The organism is Streptomyces sp. NPDC002671 (assembly GCF_053592475.1).
Window position 1 is genome coordinate 425,419 of the sequence record NZ_JBSFVU010000002.1, and the last position, 17,083, is coordinate 442,501.

A 17,083-nucleotide genomic window follows, 5' to 3' on the forward strand; every position below is an offset into this window, starting at 1 on the left:
CTTCGCGTCTCCGGGCGCGACCGGGCGACCGCGCCCGCCTAGGCTGAGAGCCAACAAACCCCCCTTTCCGGAAGGGGGCGGCCATGGCTTCCCTCTCGAAGGCGGGCGCGGCCCTCGCCGCGCTGCGCGAGGATCTGGTCGGCGACGTGTTCGCCCCGGGGGATCCGGGCTACGACGAGGCCCGCACGGTCCACAACGCCATGATCGACCGGCGGCCGGCCGTGATCGCGCAGTGCGTGGACGAGAGCGATGTCGTACGGGCCGTGCGCTTCGGGAGAGAGCTGGACCTGCCGATCGCCGTGCGCGGCGGCGGGCACGGCGTGGCGGGCACGGCACTGGGCGAGGGCGCGCTCGTGGTGGACCTGCGCCGGATGCGCGCGGTGACCGTGGACCCGGCCGACGAGGCGGTGCGGGTGCAGGGCGGCGCCACCGTGGGCGAGCTGGACCGGGCCACCGCGCCGTACGGCCTGGCGACCACCGGCGCCCGGAGCTCCACCGTCGGCGTCGGCGGTTTCGTCCTCGGCGGCGGCAGCGGCTGGCTGGACCGCGCGTTCGGGCTCGCCGCCGACAACCTGATCGGTGTGGAGCTGGTGACCGCCGACGCCGAGCGGGTGCACGCGAGCGCCGACGAGAATCCGGAGCTGTTCTGGGCGCTGCACGGCGGCGGCGGCAACTTCGGCATCGCCACCGCCTTCACCCTGGAGCTGCACGAACTCCCCGAGTTCTCGCTCGCGCTGCTGCTCTTCCTGCCGTTGTTCGGCTCCGACGTGGTGCGCACCTTCCGGGACATGGTCACCATGGGGCCGGACGAACTGGGCGGCGCGGTCATGTACCTCAGCGGCCCGCCCGCGGCGTTCGTATCGGAGCACCTGGTGGGCACGCTGCTGTGCGGCCTGCTGCTGACGTACGCGGGCGGTGCGCAGGCCCTGCGCAAGCTCGCCGAGCCGGTGCTCGCGCTGCCGCACGAGGCGGAGCTGGTCGGCGCCCTGCCGTACGCCGAGGCGCAGGGCCTGCTGGACGGGCCGCCCGGCCTGCGCAGCCACTGCTCGGCCGAGTACCTGAGCGGCCTGCCCGACCATGTGGTGGACCTGTTCTGCGAGCGCGCGGACAGCATGCCGGTGCCGACGGGCACCCGGCTCATGCTCTTCCCGCAGGGCGGGGCGGTCGCCGCCGGACCCGCCGACGATCCGATGGCCTTCCGGATCGCGCCCTGGGCGGTGCACCCCTACGCCGAGTGGACGGACCCGGCCGACGACGGGCGGGCCGTCGCCTGGGTGGGGCGGGCCTGCGCCGACGTCCGGCCGTGGAGCACCGGCACCGTCTGCCTCAACCTCATCGGCGACGAGGGCCCCGAGCGCGTGTGGGCGGGCCTGGGCGCGGGGAACACCCTGCGCCTGGAGAAGGTGAAGCGGCGCTGGGACCCCGACAACGTGTTCCGCTTCAACCACAACATCAGGCCGGTGTAGCCAGGAGATGTTCTCGGGGCGTCCACGCAGGTAGCGTCCGCTTCATGGACAGGGGCACGGACAGCAGACTCGCCACTCAGGGCGCCGGAATCACCGTTCAGCAGGCACTGGAGCTGCCCGGGCTGCGCAGCGGGCTCCCGGAGATCCTGGCCGGCGGCGACCGGCTGGGGCGCACGGTCCGCTGGGTGCACGCGGGCGAGGTGCCCAACATCGCCTCGCTGCTCAAGGGCGGCGAGCTGCTGCTCACCACCGGCTACGGCCTCGGCACCCGCCCGGCCGAGCAGCGGGCGTTCGTGCGCACGCTCGCCGAGCGCGGCATCGCGGCCCTGGTGGTGGAGCTGGGCCCGCGCTTCGCCCGGCTGCCCGCCGCGCTGGTGGACACCGCCCGCGCCGCCGGGCTGCCGCTGGTCCAGTTGCACCGCGAGGTGCCGTTCGTGACGGTCACGGAGGAGATCCACACCGAGATCGTCAACGGCCACTACGCGCTGCTCCAGCGGGCGGAGGAGGTGCACCGGCGCTGTACCGAGGCGCTGCTGGGCGGGGGCGGGGTGCCGCAGGTGCTGGGCATCCTGGCCGACTTCAGCGGCAACCCGGTGTTCCTGGAGACCGCCGACGGCCGGCTGCTGTACGCCGCCGGGTCCGGGCCCGAGGGCGCGGACCCGCTCCAGGTGTGGGAGGGGCTGCGCGGCCCGCACAAGGAGGCGCCGCCGCCCGCCGGTTCGGTGCTGGTGGACGTGCCCGGCGGCGGTCCGGGGACGGCGGGCTCGGTGCGCGCCCGGCTCGTCCTGCTGCCGGTCCGCTCGCCGCTGGCCCCGGTGCACCGGATCGCGGCGGAGCGGGCCGCGGGCATCCTGGCCGTGGTGCTGATGCAGGCCCGGCAGGAGGAGGAGCTGGCGGCGCGCGGCCGGGGCGACTTCCTCACCGATCTCGCCGAGGGCCGCATCGCCGCCGAGGACGCGCCCGCGCAGGCCCGGGTGCTCGGCTTCAAGCCCGGGGACAGCCCGCTGCTGCCGGTCGTCATGCGGGTCGGGGACTCGCTCTCCCCCGGCGGGGGCTGGGCGGTGCTGGCGCGTGCGGTCGCGGAGGAGCTGGCCGCGGTGGGCGTGCCGGTGCTGCTGGGCGTGCGGCCGGTCGAGGGCCGGGTGCCGGTGCTGCTGGGGCTGCGTTCGGAGTCGGAGCGGTCGGCGGTCGCGGACCGGGTCGCGGCGGCGCTGCGCGCGGGCGTGGAGCGGGCCGGGATGCGGCGGCCGGGGTCTTTGCCGCCGGTCGTGGTCGTGGGTGTGGCGGGCGGCTGGGCCGCCGCGTCGGCCGGGCTCCGGCACGCGGCCGAGACGGCGACCGCGGCCCAGGGCCTGACCGACCGCCCCTGGTACGACGCGCGCCGCCTGGACATCGACCTGCTGCTGTGGCGGCTGCGCGACCACCCGGACCTGGCGGCGTTCGTGGAGCGCGCGATCGGCCCGCTGCGCGACCACGACAACCGCTCCAAGCCGCCGCTGCTGCCCACCCTGGAGACCTATCTGGCGCACGCGGGCCGCAAGGCGGAGACCGCCCGCGAGCTGCATCTCAACCGCCAGACCCTCTACAACCGCCTCGCCCGCATCGGGGAGTTGCTGGGCACCGACCTCGACGACCCGCAGACGGTCCTGGCGTTGAGCCTCGCCCTGCGGGCCCGCCGGCACGTGCCGTAGGGGCTGCTACGCGAGCGGCCTGGGCTGGGTCAACTCGTCGTAGACGCTGAGCACTTGGGCGACGGTCTCGTCCTCCGTCGGCCAGGTCGCCGCCTGCCGTACGCCCCGCTCGCGCAGCCGTTCCTGCCGTCCGGGGTCCGCGAGCAGCCCTACGACGGCGGCGGCGAGGGCCTCCGGGTCGCCGTACGGGACGAGTTCGGCCGCGTCGCCGACGAGGTCGGGGGTGCCGCCGACGGCGGTGGCGACGAGAGGCACGCGCGCGTGCAGCGCCTCCTGGGCGAGGACCGACCGCGACTCCCAACTGCTGGGCAGCAGTGCCAGATCGGCGGCGGTCAGCAGCTGGGGCAGATCCTCGCGCTTCCCGATGAGCCGCACCGGCAGCTCCTCGTCCTCGATCCGCCGCTGGAGCACCGGGCGCAGCGCCCCCTCCCCCGCGACGACGACCAGCGGCACCGGGTCCAGCTCCCGCCACGCGCGTGCCGCGTCCAGCAGGACCTCGTAGCCGCGATATTGGTCGAGGGAGCCGACGGCGATGAGCAACGGGCGGCCGGTGGCGCCCAGTTCGGCCCGCACCTTGGGCCGCAGCCGGTCGGGGTCCTCCCGGTCGACAGGTGGGCGCCGGCCCGGCAGGGCCACGGCCGCGAGCCGGGCGTCCCTGGCTCCGCGGCGGCGGGCCCGGTCCACCAGGTCGGAGGTGGTGCCGAGCACCACCGCAGCCGTGCGCACCACGCGCCGCTCCAGCAGCCGCAGCAGATGCGCCCGCGCGCCCTCGGCCCGGGCCCGGTTGTGCCAGGTGACCACCAGCGGGGTGGTGCGACCGCTGAGCGCGAGCACGGCACGGAAGGAGGCGTGCAGGCCGTGCGCGTGCACCAGATCGGCCTGGGCGCAGGCGGCCCTCAGCACGCCCACGGACGCCGGGTCGCTGCTGCGTGGCACGTGTACGTGCTCGGCACCGGCCCCGGTGAAGTCGTAGCAGCGGTCGGCCTCGACGGGAGCGCACACCGTCACCCGCACGCCCCGCGCAACGAGCCCCTCGGCCAGCGAGCGCACGTGCGCGCTGCTCCCGGCGTTGCCTCCACCCAGCACCTGCACAGTGCGCAGCGGCGACTGGCCGTGCGGTGCGGTGCTGCTCACGGGGCTCACGTGGCCGGGGCTCCTGGTTCGGCGTGGGCGGTCGGCGGTCACGGGGAAACGTACAGAACGTAGCGGGCGAAGGGGCGCTGAGGGACTTGCCGTGCGCGCCTGCCGCGCGATGCGGGTTCCCTGCCAAGCATGCCAGGCCGTACGGCTGTTCCGGCAATTACCGGGAGGCGCACAGCGCGGCGGGCCGGGACAATGCGCCGGAGCACGTCACCCACACGAGTGAAGGAAGGCCCGGCGCGGACGAACGGCCCGCGCCACGGCACGTCGGGCCCGCGCTGCCGTACGACGAGGTCAGCCGCTCACAGCTCGCGTGCCCAGGCGCTCACCCGGTCCCCGTACACGGCGGCGGCCACCACCGCGACGGCGTGCGCGAGCAGTCCCGCGCGCCGGTTGCCCGCGACGGCGGCGGCGCCCAGGGCCGCGCCGAGGGCGTGCGCCCCGGTATCCCCGATCATCGCGCGCTCCCCCAGGTCGTCCGGCAGTACGGCCGCCGCGGCCCCCATCGCCACGGCCGACAGTTCGGCGGCGGGCCCGCTCCGCAGCAGGCCCGGCGCGCCCAGCGCGAGCACCGCGCCGGCGGCCCGGCCCGGGCGCACGTCCACGAGATTGACGACGTGGGCGGCGCCCGCGATGACGACCCCGGCGAGGAGCTTGTCGAACGGCCGTTCCTTCAGCAGCGCCCCCGCGACCAGTCCGGCGGCCGAGATCCCGAACAACTTCACGGCGCCGCTGGTGACTTCGCCCTGCCGCAGCGCCCCGAGGTGCGCCCGGAAGCCGCGCCGGGTGTCCCCGGTGGCGTGGCCGACGACATCGTCGTACGCCCCGCAGACACCGGCGGCGAGTACGGCGGCCCCGGCGGCGGGGTGCACCCGCGCGGCCCCCACCGCGGCGGCGACGGCCGAAGCCGGCCCGGCGTACAGCTCGACGGTCCGCCCGGCGTAGTTCTTCCGCTCCCAACGGGCCCGTGTTCCGGGCGCGCCGGCACGCAGGGCGGTGATGCCGGCGCGGGTGACGCCGACGGCGAGAAGCAGGGCCCCGACCCGGCCCCTCACCCGTCCGCCCGCGCCGTCGCCAGCAGTTCCTCCGCGTGGGCGCGTGCCGTCTCCGAGTCCTCCTGGCCGGCCAGCATCCGGGACAGCTCGCGGACGCGCTCCTCGCCCTCCAGGACCTTCACGCCGGAGCGGGTGACCGAGCCGTCGTTGGTCTTCTCGACCAGCAGCTGCCGGTCGGCGAAGGCGGCGACCTGGGGCAGGTGGGTGACCACGACGACCTGCGCGGTCTTGGCGAGCTTCGCCAGGCGCCGCCCGATCTCGACCGCGGCCTTGCCGCCGACGCCGGCGTCGACCTCGTCGAAGAGGTACGTCGGCACCGGGTCCGTCCCCGCGAAGACGACCTCCACGGCCAGCATCACGCGGGACAGCTCACCGCCGGAGGCGCCCTTGGCGATGGGCCGCGGCGGCGCGCCCGGGTGCGGGGCCAGCAGCAGCTCGACCTCGTCCGCGCCGGACGGCCCGTACGCGACGGTGCGCCCGCCGACCTCGACGCCGTCGGGGTCCTCGGTCTGCCGGATGTCGAAGGACACGCGCGCGTGGGGCATCGCCAGCGAGGCCAGCTCCGCGGTCACGGCCGCCGCGAACCGTTCGGCTGCCTCGGTCCGGGCGTCCGTCAAGGCCTGGGCCAGACCGCCCAGTTCGACGCGCAGAGCGTCGCGTTCGGCGGTCAGCTCGTCGATCCGCTCGTCGTCGCCGTCGAGTTCGGTCAGCCGGGCGGCGCCCTGCTCGGCCCAGGCGAGGACGGCGGCGACGTCCTCGCCGTACTTGCCGTACTTACGGTGGAGCGCGGTCAGCGCGGCCCGCCGCTCCTCCACGGCGGCCAGCCGCAGCGGGTCGGCGTCCAGGTCGTCGGCGTACCCGGCCAGCTCACCGGCGACGTCACCCAGCAGGATCCCGATCTCGCCGATCCGGTCGGCGAGCGCGGCCAGCGCCGGGTCGTGCGAGTGCACGGCCTCCAGCGCCCGGTGCGCGCCCGCGACGAGGGTGGCGGCGTCGATGCCCTCGGGGTCCTCGGGATTGCCCGCGAGAGCGGCGTGCGCGGCGGTCGCGGCGGAGGACAGCGCCTCGGCGTGCCCGAGCCGCTCCGCCTCCTCGGCCAGCTCCACGTCCTCGCCGGCCCGCGGCTCCACGGCGGCGATCTCGTCCAGCCCGTAGCGCAGCATGTCGGCTTCCTGGGCCCGCTCACGCGCGCGCGTGGTGATCTCGTCCAGCTCGGTGGCGACGGCGCGCAGCCGCCGGTAGGCCTCGGCGTACTTGGCCAGCGGCACGGCGACGGCGTCGCCCGCGTACCGGTCCAGGGCCTGCCGCTGCCGGGACAGCTTCAGCAGCCCCTGCTGGTCGGTCTGGCCGTGCACGGCCACCAGGTCGTCGGCCAGCTCGGCGAGCAGCCCCACGGGCACGCTGCGCCCGCCCAGGTGGGCCCGCGAGCGGCCCTCGGCGGAGACGGTCCGGCTGATCAGCAGGGCCCCGTCGTCCAGCTCGGCCCCGGCCTCCTCGGCGCGTACGACGGCGGAGGCGCCCGCGGGTACGGTGACCCGCCCCTCCACGACCGCCTTCTCGGCCCCGATCCGCACGAGCGCCGGGTCGGCCCGCCCGCCGAGCAGCAGCCCGAGGCTGGTGACCACCATGGTCTTGCCCGCACCCGTCTCACCGGTGACGGCGGTGAACCCGGGCGACAGCTCGACGACGGCATCGTCGATGACCCCGAGTGACCGTATCCGCATCTCCTCCAACACGGAACAGACCATACGAGGTCCGGGCCCGGGAGCGCACATGGCCCGCCTACATCACTCCCCGGAGTGGTGTGGTGCCCCCCGCCACCCAGTGGTCGGCAACGCGAACTTCGCCACGAGCCGGTCGGTGAAGGACGCGTGGTGCAGCCGCGCCAGCCGCACCGGCACGGCGCCCCGCCGCACCTCGACCCGCGCCCCGGGCGGCAGCTCGATGGTCCGCCGCCCGTCGCACCACAGCACGCCCGGCGGGATGTGCGGCAGCACCTCCACCGCGAGCACGGAGTCCGGCGAGGTCACCAGCGGCTTGGCGAACAGCGCGTGCGCGCTGATCGGCACCATCAGCAGCGCCTCCACCTCGGGCCACACCACCGGGCCCCCGGCGGAGAAGGCGTACGCGGTGGAGCCGGTGGGCGTCGACAGGACGACCCCGTCGCAGCCGAACCCTGTCACCGGGCGCCCGTCGATCTCCAGCACGACTTCCAGCAGCTTCTCGGCGCCGGCCTTCTGCACCGCCGCCTCGTTGAGCGCCCAGTCGGTGTGCACGATGTCGCCGTTGCGGTGCACGACGACGTCGACGGTCATCCGCTCCTCGACCTCGTACGAGCGCGCCACCACCCGGTCCACGACCCGGTCGAGGTCGTCCCGCTCGGCCTCCGCGAGGAACCCCACGCGCCCGAGGTTGACGCCGAGCATCGGCACCCCGGAGGCCCGCGCGAACTCGGCGCCGCGCAGCAGCGTGCCGTCACCTCCGAGCACGATCAGCAGCTCGCAGCTGTCGAGACACTGCGGGGTCGCCTCGGCGACGAGCTCCACCTCGTCCGGCAGCGGCAGGTCGCGCGCTTCCTCCGCCAGGACCCGCACACCGATCCCGCACCGCAGCAGGCCCTTGACCACGAGTTCCGCACTGCGTATGGCCGCGGGCCGGCCGGTGTGGGCGAGCAGGAAGACAGTACGCGCATGGTTCTGTGTCAACGGGGCCCCTCCGCCACTGCACGGTCAACGTCGGCCGGGTCCAGTTCGGGGGCGCCGGACCGCAGCCACAGAAAGTACTCGACATTGCCCGAGGGCCCGGGCAGCGGACTCGCGGTGACGCCACGCACCCCGAGCCCCAGCTCCCAGGCCTTCTCGGCCACTGCTCGCACGGCCTCCGCCCGCAGCTGCGGACTCCGTACGACACCCCCGCTGCCGAGCCGTTCCTTCCCCACTTCGAACTGCGGCTTGACCATCATCACGAGGTCGGCGTCCGGCTTCACGCACCGCTTCAGGGCGGGCAGCACCAGCCCGAGCGGGATGAAGGACAGATCGCCCACGACAAGATCCACAGCTTCCCCGCCGATCGCCTCGAGCGTCAACTCACGTACGTTCGTACGGTCCTTGACGGTGACGCGTTCATCGCTCTGCAGCGACCAGGCGAGCTGTCCGTACCCCACGTCGACGGCGACGACGTGCGCCGCGCCCGCGCGCAGCAGCACGTCGGTGAAGCCGCCGGTGGACGCGCCGGCGTCCAGTGCGCGCCGGCCCTCGACGACGAGCCCCTGCGGGACGAAGGCCTTGAGCGCGCCGGCGAGCTTGTGCCCGCCGCGGGAGACGTAGTCCGGGTCGCTGTCGTCGGCCTGGACCACGATGGCCGCCGCCGTCTCCACCTGCGTGGCCGGCTTGGTCGCCACGGTCTTGCCGACGGTGACCCGCCCGGCGGCGATCAGCTGGCTGGCATGCTCGCGCGAACGCGCGAGCTTCCGGCGGACCAGCTCCGCGTCCAGACGACGGCGTGCGACTCCTGCCACGTTCGGTTCAGCTCCTGCTCGGTTGGTACGGCGTCGGGGGCGCCGGAGGTCCCGGGCGGGCGTCGAGCGCGGTGAGCGCGTCGCGCAGCCCCCGATGTACATCCTCGTACACCTCGACGTGCCCGTCGGTGGCGAGGTGGTCGGCGTCGCCGAGCCGGTCCAGCTGGGCGTCCACCTCGGCGTTGCCGGTGGGGGTGCGCGGGACGTGCAGGGGGGCCGGGGCGGCGGGGTCGTACGCGGGCTCGGCCTCGGACCCCTGGGACGCCTCGGACACAGACTCGCTCATGCCCAGACGCTACCTCGAACCCCTGGGGTACCGTCGTGCGCGATGGCCACGATCGAGGAATGCCGCGCCGCGCTGGGCAAGCTTTCGGACAACATGCAGGGTGCCGAGGGCGAGGTTCGCGCGGCAGCGGCGCTGGACCGCTCGGTGAGCTGCCACATCACCGATCTGGATGTCACCTTCGCCGGCCGGATGTCGGGCGGCCGGATCGAGGTGGACGAGACCCACCCCGGGCCGCCGCGGGAGAAGGCGCAGATCAGGCTCGCCATGGCCGGGGACGACCTGGTGTCCCTGGTGGACGGCGAGCTGAACTTCGCGACCGCCTGGGGCAGGGGCCGGGTGCGGCTGGAGGCGAGCCTGCTGGACCTGTTCCGGCTCAGGAAGCTGCTGTAACGCGCTCGGCGCGGGCCTTGCGGGCCGCCGGCACCACCAGCGGGGTCCCGGTCTCGGGGTCCTCGATCACCTGGCAGCGCAGCCCGAAGACCTCCTCGACCAGTTCGGCGGTCACGATGTCGTTCGGGGCGCCCTCGGCGATCACCTTTCCGCCGCGCAGGGCGACGAGGTGGGTGGCGTACCGGGCCGCGTGGTTGAGGTCGTGCAGGACGGCGACCAGGGTGCGGCCCTGGGTCTCGTGCAGCTCGGCGCACAGGTCGAGGACGTCGATCTGGTGCTGGATGTCGAGGTAGGTGGTCGGCTCGTCGAGCAGCAGCAGGGGGGTCTGCTGGGCGAGGGCCATGGCGATCCAGACGCGCTGCCGCTGCCCGCCGGACAGCTCGTCCACGTACCGGTCGGCCAGTTCTGCCACGCCGGTCTGCCGCATCGACTCCCGGACGACCCGCTCGTCCTCGGCCGACCACTGGCGCAGCAGGCCCTGGTGCGGGTAGCGGCCCCGGCCGACGAGGTCGGCGACGGTGATGCCGTCCGGCGCGATGGACGCCTGCGGCAGCAGGCCGAGCGTCCGGGCGACCTTCTTCGCGGGCAGCGACTGGATGGCCTGCCCGTCCAGCAGCACCCGGCCCTGGCTGGGCCCGAGCATCCGCGACAGGGCCCGCAGCAGCGTCGACTTGCCGCACGCGTTCGGGCCGACGATCACCGTGAAGGAGTTGTCGGGGATCTCCACCGACAACTGCTCGGCGATGACGCGCTGGTCATAGGCGAGGGTGACGTTCTCGGCGGACAGGCGGTTCACGGTGCTCCTCTTGCAGTCTGACTCGGGGACGGCACTCATATCCGGCCCGCCCGGCGCTCGGTGACCAGTAGCCACAGCAGATAGCCGCCGCCCAGGACGCCGGTGACCACGCCGACGGGCAGCTGGTCGGCGCCGAAGGCGCGCTGCGCGGCCCAGTCCGCGGCGACCAGCAGGGCGGCGCCCATACAGAGGGAGGGCACAAGATTCGGGCCCGGTGAGCGGGTCAGGCGCCGGGCGAGCTGCGGGGCGGTGAGCGCGACGAAGCTGACGGGTCCGGCGGCGGCCGTGGCGGCGGCGGTGAGCAGCACGGCGCAGACCATCTGCACCAGCCGTACGCGCTGCACCCGCACCCCGAGGGCGTTGGCGACGTCGTCGCCCATCTCCGTGATCCTGAGGGCGCGCGCGTTGACGAGGACCAGCGGGACGAGGACGGCGCACAGGATCGCCAGCGGCTCGACCTGGTCCCAGTCGCGGCCGTTGAGCGAGCCGGTCATCCACACGACCGCGCGGGCCGCGTCGACCAGGTCGGCCTTGGTGAGCAGATAGCCGTTGACCGCGGTGACGACCGCGTTGACGCCGATGCCGACCAGGACCAGCCGGTATCCGTGCACGCCCTGCCTCCAGGCGAGCAGATAGACGGCCAGGCCGGTCGCCAGGCCGCCGATCAGGGCGCCGACGGTGACCTGGGTGGCGCTGCCGGACATCAGCACGATCACGACCAGCGCGCCCGCCGTGGAGCCCTGGGACAGGCCGAGGACGTCCGGGCTGCCGAGCGGGTTGCGCGAGACGGACTGGAACAGGGCGCCGCCGAGGCCGAGCGAGGCGCCGACCAGCAGGCCGACCAGGACGCGCGGCAGCCGCAGCTCGTTGACGATGAAGTCCTGGTAGGCGGTGCCGTTTCCGGCCAGCGTCCTGATGACGTCGGCGGCCGGGATCTTCGCGTCGCCGGTGCCGATGAGCGCGATACCCGCGGCGCCCGCGGCGGCCAGCAGCAGGACGACGACGAGCAGCGCGCGCACGTCCAGGCGCAGGGAGAGCCCGCCGGGCGCCCTGAGGACACGGTTGGTCTTCACAGCTGGGCCGTCCTCCGCCGTCGTACGAGATGGATGAAGACCGGGCCACCGATGAGCGCGGTGACGATGCCGACCTGCAGTTCCGAGGGCCGGACGACGACGCGGCCGGCGACGTCGGCGCCGAGCAGCAGCACGGGCGACAGGACCGTGGCGTACGGCAGGATCCAGCGCAGGTCGGGGCCGGTGAAGGAGCGCACGACGTGCGGAACCATCAGGCCGACGAAGACGATCGGGCCGCAGGCGGCGGTGGCCGCACCGCTCAGCACGGTCGCGGCCAGCATGGCCAGCGCCCGGGTGCGGCCCAGGTTCGCGCCGAGGGCGCGGGCGGTGTCGTCGCCCATCGCCACGGCGTTCAGCGGGCGGGCCAGGGCCAGGGCCAGGACCGTGCCGGCCGCGAGGAACGGCAGCACCTGCATGATCGTCGCGTCGGTGGCCGAGGACAGCGAACCCACCGTCCAGAAGCGCATCCTGCCGAGCGCCGCGTCGTCCGTGATCATCACGGCCTGGAGGTAGCCGTAGAGCGCGGCACTGACCGCCGTGCCGGCGAGCGCGAGCCGTACCGGGGTGGCGCCCCTGCTGCCGCCGAGGAACCACACCAGCGCACCGACCGCCGCCGCACCGGCGAAGGCGAACCACACATAACCGGTGAGGCTCGTGACGCCGAGGTAGGTGATGGCGGTGACGACGGCCGCCGAGGCGCCCGCGTTGATGCCGAGCAGTCCGGGGTCGGCCAGCGGATTGCGGGTGAGCGCCTGGAGCACCGCCCCGGACAGACCGAGCGCGGCACCGGCCAGCAGGCCGAGGACGGTACGCGAGAGCCGCTCGTCCACGACGACGTCGCCGTAGGTCCCCGAGTCGTGGAACAGGCCGTGCCAGACCTGGTCCACCGACAGCGCCTTCGCCCCGATCGCGATGCTCGCCAGGGCGACGAGCAACAGGATCGCGAGGGAGAGCAGGAGCCCGAGGGCCCGTGCCGCCCGTCGGGTCGGGGGCGCGGGGGCGGTCGCCGCGCGCGGTTCCGGAGGACTGTCGATCACCACGAGGTTAGGTTAGCCTACCCTCGCTTACGAACTCGACCCCCGGCCCACACACGGAGTCACGGTGCCGGGTCCCGGTGCTTTACAGTCCGAGCCTGGCCAGCGCCTTCCCCCCGTCCAGCGCGCAGGAACCCGTACCGGCCGCCGTCCAGGCCGCGGCGCACAGTGCCCGCAGCCCGTCCGTCGCCTCGCCCTCGCCCTCCAGCTCCAACTGCTCGGCCCCGGCCCCAGCCGTCCAGCCGCCGCAGCGGAACCCGTCCCCGTCCTGGGCGACCTCCGGCTGCCCGGTGAGCAGGCCGCGCAGGTCGGCGTCCACAAAGGTCGGGCGGTGCTGCGGGGGCGCGGCGAGGAGCCGGGCGCCGTCGGTGACGCCGGTCAGCACCAGCAGCGAGTCCACCTCGCCGTTGAACGCGCCCTCGATGTCCGTGTCCAGCCGGTCCCCGACGACCAACGGCCGCTTCGCGCCCGTCCGCAGGATCGTCTCCCGGTGCATGGGCGGCAGCGGCTTGCCCGCCACCTGCGGCTCGGCGCCCGTCGCGATCCGTACGACCTCCACGGCCGCACCGTTGCCCGGCGCGATGCCCCGCCCGCTCGGGATCGTCAGATCGGTGTTGGACGCGAACCACGGCACCCCGCGCGCCACCGCGTACGACGCCTCCGCGAACCGCCCCCAGGTCAGCTGGGGCCCGCCGTACCCCTGCACGACCGCCGCCGGGTCGTCGTCCGCCGACTCCACGGGCACCAGCCCCCGCTCCCGCAGCGCGACCCGCAGCCCCTCACCGCCGATCACCAGCACCCGCGCCCCGGCCGGCACCTGCTCACTGATCAGCCGCGCGACGGCCTGCGCCGAGGTGATGACGTCACCGGCGCCCGTCGGTATCCCCAGCTCGGTCAGGTGCTCCGCCACGGCGTCCGGGGTCCGCAGCGCGTTGTTCGTGACGTACGCCAGATGCATCCCGCCCGCACGGGCGCGGGCCAGCGAGCCGACGGCGTGCGCGATCGCGCTCCCGCCCGCGTACACCACTCCGTCCAGATCGAGCAGCGCTGTGTCGTACGCCTCGCTCAGGGGCCGGGCACTGCCCGCGGGCCTCGTCCTGACGCTCTGGCTCATTCCACATCGCTCCTCGCTCGCTCGCTTTACCCATCGATCATCCCGCACGGCACTGACACACGTACGATGCCGGGATGAACACTGCAGGTCACTCGGAAGCAACGGCGCCCCGAGGCCTGGAACTGACCCCGTTCCGAGGCCTTCGCTACGACCCCGACCGGGTCGGCAGCCTCGCCTCCGTCACGTCCCCGCCGTATGACGTCGTCGTGCGTCCTGACGGTGTCGTTCACCTCCAGTCGGCCGACCCGTACAACATCGTCCGGCTGATCCTTCCCCAGGCCGGCACCCCCACCGCCCGCAACGAACAGGCGGCCGACACCCTGCGCCGCTGGCTCGCCGAGGGCGTCCTGACCGCCGACCCGGACCCCGCTCTGTACGTGTACGAGCAACGGGACGGCAACGGCATGCTCCAGCGCGGTGTCATCGGCGCTCTACGCGTGTCAGAGCCCGCGGAGGGCGTGGTGCTGCCGCACGAGGACGTCATGCCCCCGGTGGTGGCCGACCGCGCGGCCCTGATGCGCGCCACCCGCGCGAACCTGGAGCCGTTGCTGCTCACCTACCGCGGCAACGGCAGCGCGGCCGAGGTCGTCGAGCGCACGGTGCAGGGTCCCGCGCTCCTGGACACGACCACCGAGGACGGCTTCCACCACCGCCTGTGGTCGGTCACCGACCCCGCCGACATGGCCCGCATCCAGTCCGACCTGGCCCACCACCAGGCCCTGATCGCCGACGGCCACCACCGTTGGGCCACCTACCGGATGCTCCGCGCGGAACAGCCCTCCCCGAGCCCCTGGGACTACGGCCTGGTCCTCCTGGTCGACACCGCCCGCTACCCGCTGCGCGTCCGCGCCATCCACCGCCTGCTGCACGGCCTGCCGGTCGCGGACGCGCTGGCGGCCGTGGAGGGCCTGTTCCGGGTACGGCACCTGGAGGTGCCTCTGCCCGAGGCCCTGGAGGCGCTGGCGGACGCGGCCTGCGCCGGCAACGCCTTCCTGCTGGCCGGCGACGGCGCCTTCCACCTCATGGACCGCCCCGACCCCGGCCTCCTGGCCCGTACGGTCCCCACGGACCGCCCGGCGGCCTGGCGCTCCCTGGACGCGACCGTCCTGCACGCCGCGCTCCTGGACCACGTGTGGTGCATCCCCGAGGACTCCCCCGCCCACATCGCCTACATCCACGACACGGCCGCGACGGTCGCGAAGGCGGAACAGGACGGCGGTACGGCCGTGCTGCTGCACCCCGTCCGCGAGGAGGTCGTACGCGACCTGGCCCGGCAGGGCGTGACGATGCCCCGCAAGTCGACGTCGTTCGGCCCGAAGCCGGCGTCGGGGCTGGTGCTGCGGGCGCTGGAGATCTGAGCCGTTCACATGCGAAAGGGCGGGACCTCGTCGGTCCCGCCCTTCGTCATGCCGTCACCGGCTCACGTCAGTCCCGGTCGTCCCGGTCGTCAAGGTCGTCCTCGGCGCCCTTGTCGCCCTTGTCGCCCTCTGCGGAGGTGTCCTCGGCGTCCGAGCCGTCCTCGCTCTCGTCGAGGGCGTCCACGAACTCCACGCCGTCCAGCTCGGCGAGCCGGTCGGAGGCGTCCGTGCTGCCGTCCCGGTCGGCCTCGACGGCCTTCGCGAACCACTCGCGGGCCTCCGCGGTACGGCCGCCGGCGAGCAGCGCGTCGGCGTAGGCGTAGCGCAGGCGAGCGGTCCAGGGCTGCACGGAGTTGGAGGCCAGCTCCGGGCTCTGCAGGGTCACGATGGCCGCGTCCAGCTGCCCCATGTCACGCCGGGCACCGGCCGCGACGAGCCGCATCTCGACCTGGCCGGCCTTGTCCAGCCTCTGCACCTCCGGGGCGCCGGCCATGTCCAGCGCCTTCTCCGGCCGCCCGAGACCACGCTCGCAGTCGGCCATCACCGGCCACAGGTCCGCGGTGCCGGTCATCCGCCGCGCGGCCCGGAACTCGGCGAGCGCCTCGCTGTACTTCTGGCTGGCGTAGGCGGCGAAGCCGGCGGCCTCGCGTACGGCGGCCACGCGGGACGCCAGGCGCAGCGCCACCCTGGAGTAGCCGTAGGCGCCCTCGGGGTCCTCGTCGATGAGCCGCGCGACCATCACCAGGTTCTTGGCGACGTCTTCCGCGAGCGTCTTCGGCAGGCTCTGCAGCTCCTGGCGGACGTCCTTGTCGATCTCATCGCCGGTGACGTCCTCCGGGATCGGCAGCCGCTTGATCGGCTCCCGGTCGCGGTCGCGCTCCCGCTCCTCGCGGAAACGGCCACCGCCATGCCGGTCGTCACGTCCACGGAAGCCTCCGGGACGACCGCCGCGGTCGTCCCGACGGGGCCCACGGCCGCCGCGGTCGTCCCGGCCCCGGAAGCCACCGCGCTCACCCCGGCTGTCGTCCCGCCGGAAACCGCCGCGCTCCTCGCCCCGGCGGTCGTCTCGGCGCTCGTCACGGCGCTCGTCGCGGCGGAAGGCCGGGCGGTCACCGCCACGGTCGTCACGGCGCTCATCTCGGCGCTCGTCGCGGCGGAAGGCCGGGCGGTCACCGCCACGGTCGTCACGGCGCTCATCTCGGCGCTCGTCACGGCGGAAGGCCGGGCGGTCACCGCCACGGTCGTCACGGCGCTCATCACGACGGTCGTCACGGCGGAAGGCCGGGCGGTCACCGCCACGGTCGTCACGGCGCTCATCTCGGCGGTCGTCGCGGCGGAAGGCCGGGCGGTCGCCGCCACGGTCGTCGCGGCGGAACCCGCGGTCACCGCGGTCGTCCCGACGCGGCCCACGGTCACGGTCATCACGCTGGAACGCCGGACGCGAACCACGGTCGCCCTCACGACGGTCATCACGGCGGTCGTCACGACGGCCGTAGCCACCACGGTCGCGGTTGTCGTCACGGCGGTCGTCGCGGCGGAAGCCGCCACGCTCGCCGCGGTTGTCGTCGCGCCGGCCGTAACCACCGCGGTCGCCACGGTGGTTGTCGCGACGGAAGCCGCCGCGGTCACCGCGGTCACCACTGTCCCGTCGCCGCTGGTCGCGCTCCGGTCGATCCTCGGGAGAGTTGGTGGACATGGGTGACTCCTGTCTTCGGTACCGCAAGCATTGTAAAAACAAAAGGACCCCTGGTCCCAGCTGAACGCTGGGACCAGGGGTCCTCAAAAGATTGTTCGGCGGCGTCCTACTCTCCCACAGGGTCCCCCCTGCAGTACCATCGGCGCTGTGAGGCTTAGCTTCCGGGTTCGGAATGTAACCGGGCGTTTCCCTCACGCTATGACCACCGAAACCCTAATGGTTTCGAGCGAACAAGCACACTTTTCACTTGTGTTCATGTGGTTCAGCTCAAAGCCGGCAACCGTTCGTTGCCTCAGAACTTACACAGTGGACGCGAGCATCAATGGACAAGCCCTCGGCCTATTAGTACCGGTCACCTTCACACGTTACCGTGCTTCCAGATCCGGCCTATCAACCCAGTCGTCTACTGGGAGCCTTACCCCATCAAGTGGGTGGGAGTCCTCATCTCGAAGCAGGCTTCCCGCTTA

Annotated in this window: 16 protein-coding genes and 2 rRNA genes; 5 read left to right on the top strand and 13 right to left on the bottom strand. The window is 74.0% G+C overall.

Annotated features, from left to right (window positions below; genetic code table 11):
- Positions 1-83 precede the first annotated feature (83 nt).
- Entirely contained in the window at positions 84-1,466 is a 1,383-nt protein-coding gene (locus ACWD35_RS04740; protein ID WP_451349685.1) for an FAD-binding oxidoreductase, read from the top strand.
- Positions 1,467-1,510: 44 nt separating this feature from the next.
- Entirely contained in the window at positions 1,511-3,157 is a 1,647-nt protein-coding gene (locus ACWD35_RS04745; RefSeq protein WP_451349686.1) for a PucR family transcriptional regulator, read from the top strand.
- A gap of 6 nt (positions 3,158-3,163) precedes the next feature.
- On the opposite strand, the gene ACWD35_RS04750 is transcribed toward ACWD35_RS04745, so the two are convergent.
- The 6 genes from ACWD35_RS04750 to ACWD35_RS04775 form a co-directional block, all read right to left on the bottom strand.
- Positions 3,164-4,300: a glycosyltransferase family 4 protein gene (locus ACWD35_RS04750; RefSeq protein ID WP_451349687.1), complete on the bottom strand. Its 1,137-nt coding sequence runs from the start codon at positions 4,298-4,300 to the stop codon at positions 3,164-3,166.
- Between the two features lie 299 nt (positions 4,301-4,599).
- Entirely contained in the window at positions 4,600-5,352 is a 753-nt protein-coding gene (locus ACWD35_RS04755) for a hypothetical protein (RefSeq protein WP_451349688.1), read from the bottom strand.
- Positions 5,349-7,100: a DNA repair protein RecN gene (recN, locus tag ACWD35_RS04760; protein WP_451349689.1), complete on the bottom strand. Its 1,752-nt coding sequence runs from the start codon at positions 7,098-7,100 to the stop codon at positions 5,349-5,351. Before recN ends, ACWD35_RS04755 begins: the two co-directional genes overlap by 4 nt.
- 39 nt (positions 7,101-7,139) lie before the next feature.
- Entirely contained in the window at positions 7,140-8,057 is a 918-nt protein-coding gene (locus ACWD35_RS04765; RefSeq protein ID WP_451349690.1) for an NAD kinase, read from the bottom strand.
- Complete coding sequence (locus ACWD35_RS04770; protein WP_451349691.1) at positions 8,054-8,869, bottom strand: TlyA family RNA methyltransferase; 816 nt, start codon at positions 8,867-8,869, stop codon at positions 8,054-8,056. The genes ACWD35_RS04765 and ACWD35_RS04770 overlap by 4 nt, the downstream gene beginning before the upstream one ends.
- 7 nt (positions 8,870-8,876) lie before the next feature.
- Positions 8,877-9,155 (bottom strand): hypothetical protein, encoded by a 279-nt coding sequence (locus ACWD35_RS04775; RefSeq protein WP_451349692.1) that lies wholly within the window; start codon positions 9,153-9,155, stop codon positions 8,877-8,879.
- Positions 9,156-9,197: 42 nt separating this feature from the next.
- On the opposite strand from ACWD35_RS04775, the gene ACWD35_RS04780 reads away from it, so the two are divergent.
- Positions 9,198-9,545: a sterol-binding protein gene (locus ACWD35_RS04780; RefSeq protein ID WP_451349693.1), complete on the top strand. Its 348-nt coding sequence runs from the start codon at positions 9,198-9,200 to the stop codon at positions 9,543-9,545.
- Here the strand turns inward: ACWD35_RS04780 and ACWD35_RS04785 are convergent.
- From ACWD35_RS04785 to ACWD35_RS04800, 4 genes are all read right to left on the bottom strand, one after another.
- Entirely contained in the window at positions 9,529-10,380 is an 852-nt protein-coding gene (locus ACWD35_RS04785; protein ID WP_451349694.1) for an ABC transporter ATP-binding protein, read from the bottom strand. The two genes, ACWD35_RS04780 and ACWD35_RS04785, sit on opposite strands and share 17 nt — an antisense overlap.
- Entirely contained in the window at positions 10,377-11,414 is a 1,038-nt protein-coding gene (locus ACWD35_RS04790) for a FecCD family ABC transporter permease (protein ID WP_451349695.1), read from the bottom strand. The genes ACWD35_RS04785 and ACWD35_RS04790 overlap by 4 nt, the downstream gene beginning before the upstream one ends.
- A complete protein-coding gene (locus tag ACWD35_RS04795) occupies positions 11,411-12,454 on the bottom strand; it encodes a FecCD family ABC transporter permease (protein ID WP_451349696.1) in 1,044 nt (347 codons plus the stop codon). Before ACWD35_RS04795 ends, ACWD35_RS04790 begins: the two co-directional genes overlap by 4 nt.
- Before the next feature lie 79 nt (positions 12,455-12,533).
- Positions 12,534-13,562 (bottom strand): HAD hydrolase-like protein, encoded by a 1,029-nt coding sequence (locus tag ACWD35_RS04800; RefSeq protein WP_451349697.1) that lies wholly within the window; start codon positions 13,560-13,562, stop codon positions 12,534-12,536.
- Positions 13,563-13,636: 74 nt separating this feature from the next.
- On the opposite strand from ACWD35_RS04800, the gene ACWD35_RS04805 reads away from it, so the two are divergent.
- The gene (locus ACWD35_RS04805) at positions 13,637-14,920 is read left to right on the top strand and encodes a DUF1015 domain-containing protein (RefSeq protein ID WP_451349698.1); all 1,284 of its coding nucleotides are present in this window, start codon (positions 13,637-13,639) and stop codon (positions 14,918-14,920) included.
- Between the two features lie 67 nt (positions 14,921-14,987).
- Here the strand turns inward: ACWD35_RS04805 and ACWD35_RS04810 are convergent, their stop codons facing one another.
- Positions 14,988-15,767 (bottom strand): tetratricopeptide repeat protein, encoded by a 780-nt coding sequence (locus tag ACWD35_RS04810; RefSeq protein ID WP_451349721.1) that lies wholly within the window; start codon positions 15,765-15,767, stop codon positions 14,988-14,990.
- Between the two features lie 60 nt (positions 15,768-15,827).
- Between ACWD35_RS04810 and ACWD35_RS04815 the strand changes: the two genes are divergently transcribed.
- Positions 15,828-16,622, top strand: coding sequence for a hypothetical protein (locus ACWD35_RS04815; protein ID WP_451349723.1), 795 nt, complete (start codon positions 15,828-15,830; stop codon positions 16,620-16,622).
- A gap of 87 nt (positions 16,623-16,709) precedes the next feature.
- Here ACWD35_RS04815 and rrf read toward each other — a convergent pair.
- Positions 16,710-16,826: ribosomal RNA gene (gene rrf / locus ACWD35_RS04820) — 5S ribosomal RNA — on the bottom strand.
- A 112-nt stretch (positions 16,827-16,938) separates the two neighbouring features.
- Positions 16,939-17,083 (bottom strand): 23S ribosomal RNA (locus tag ACWD35_RS04825); the annotation flags it as partial.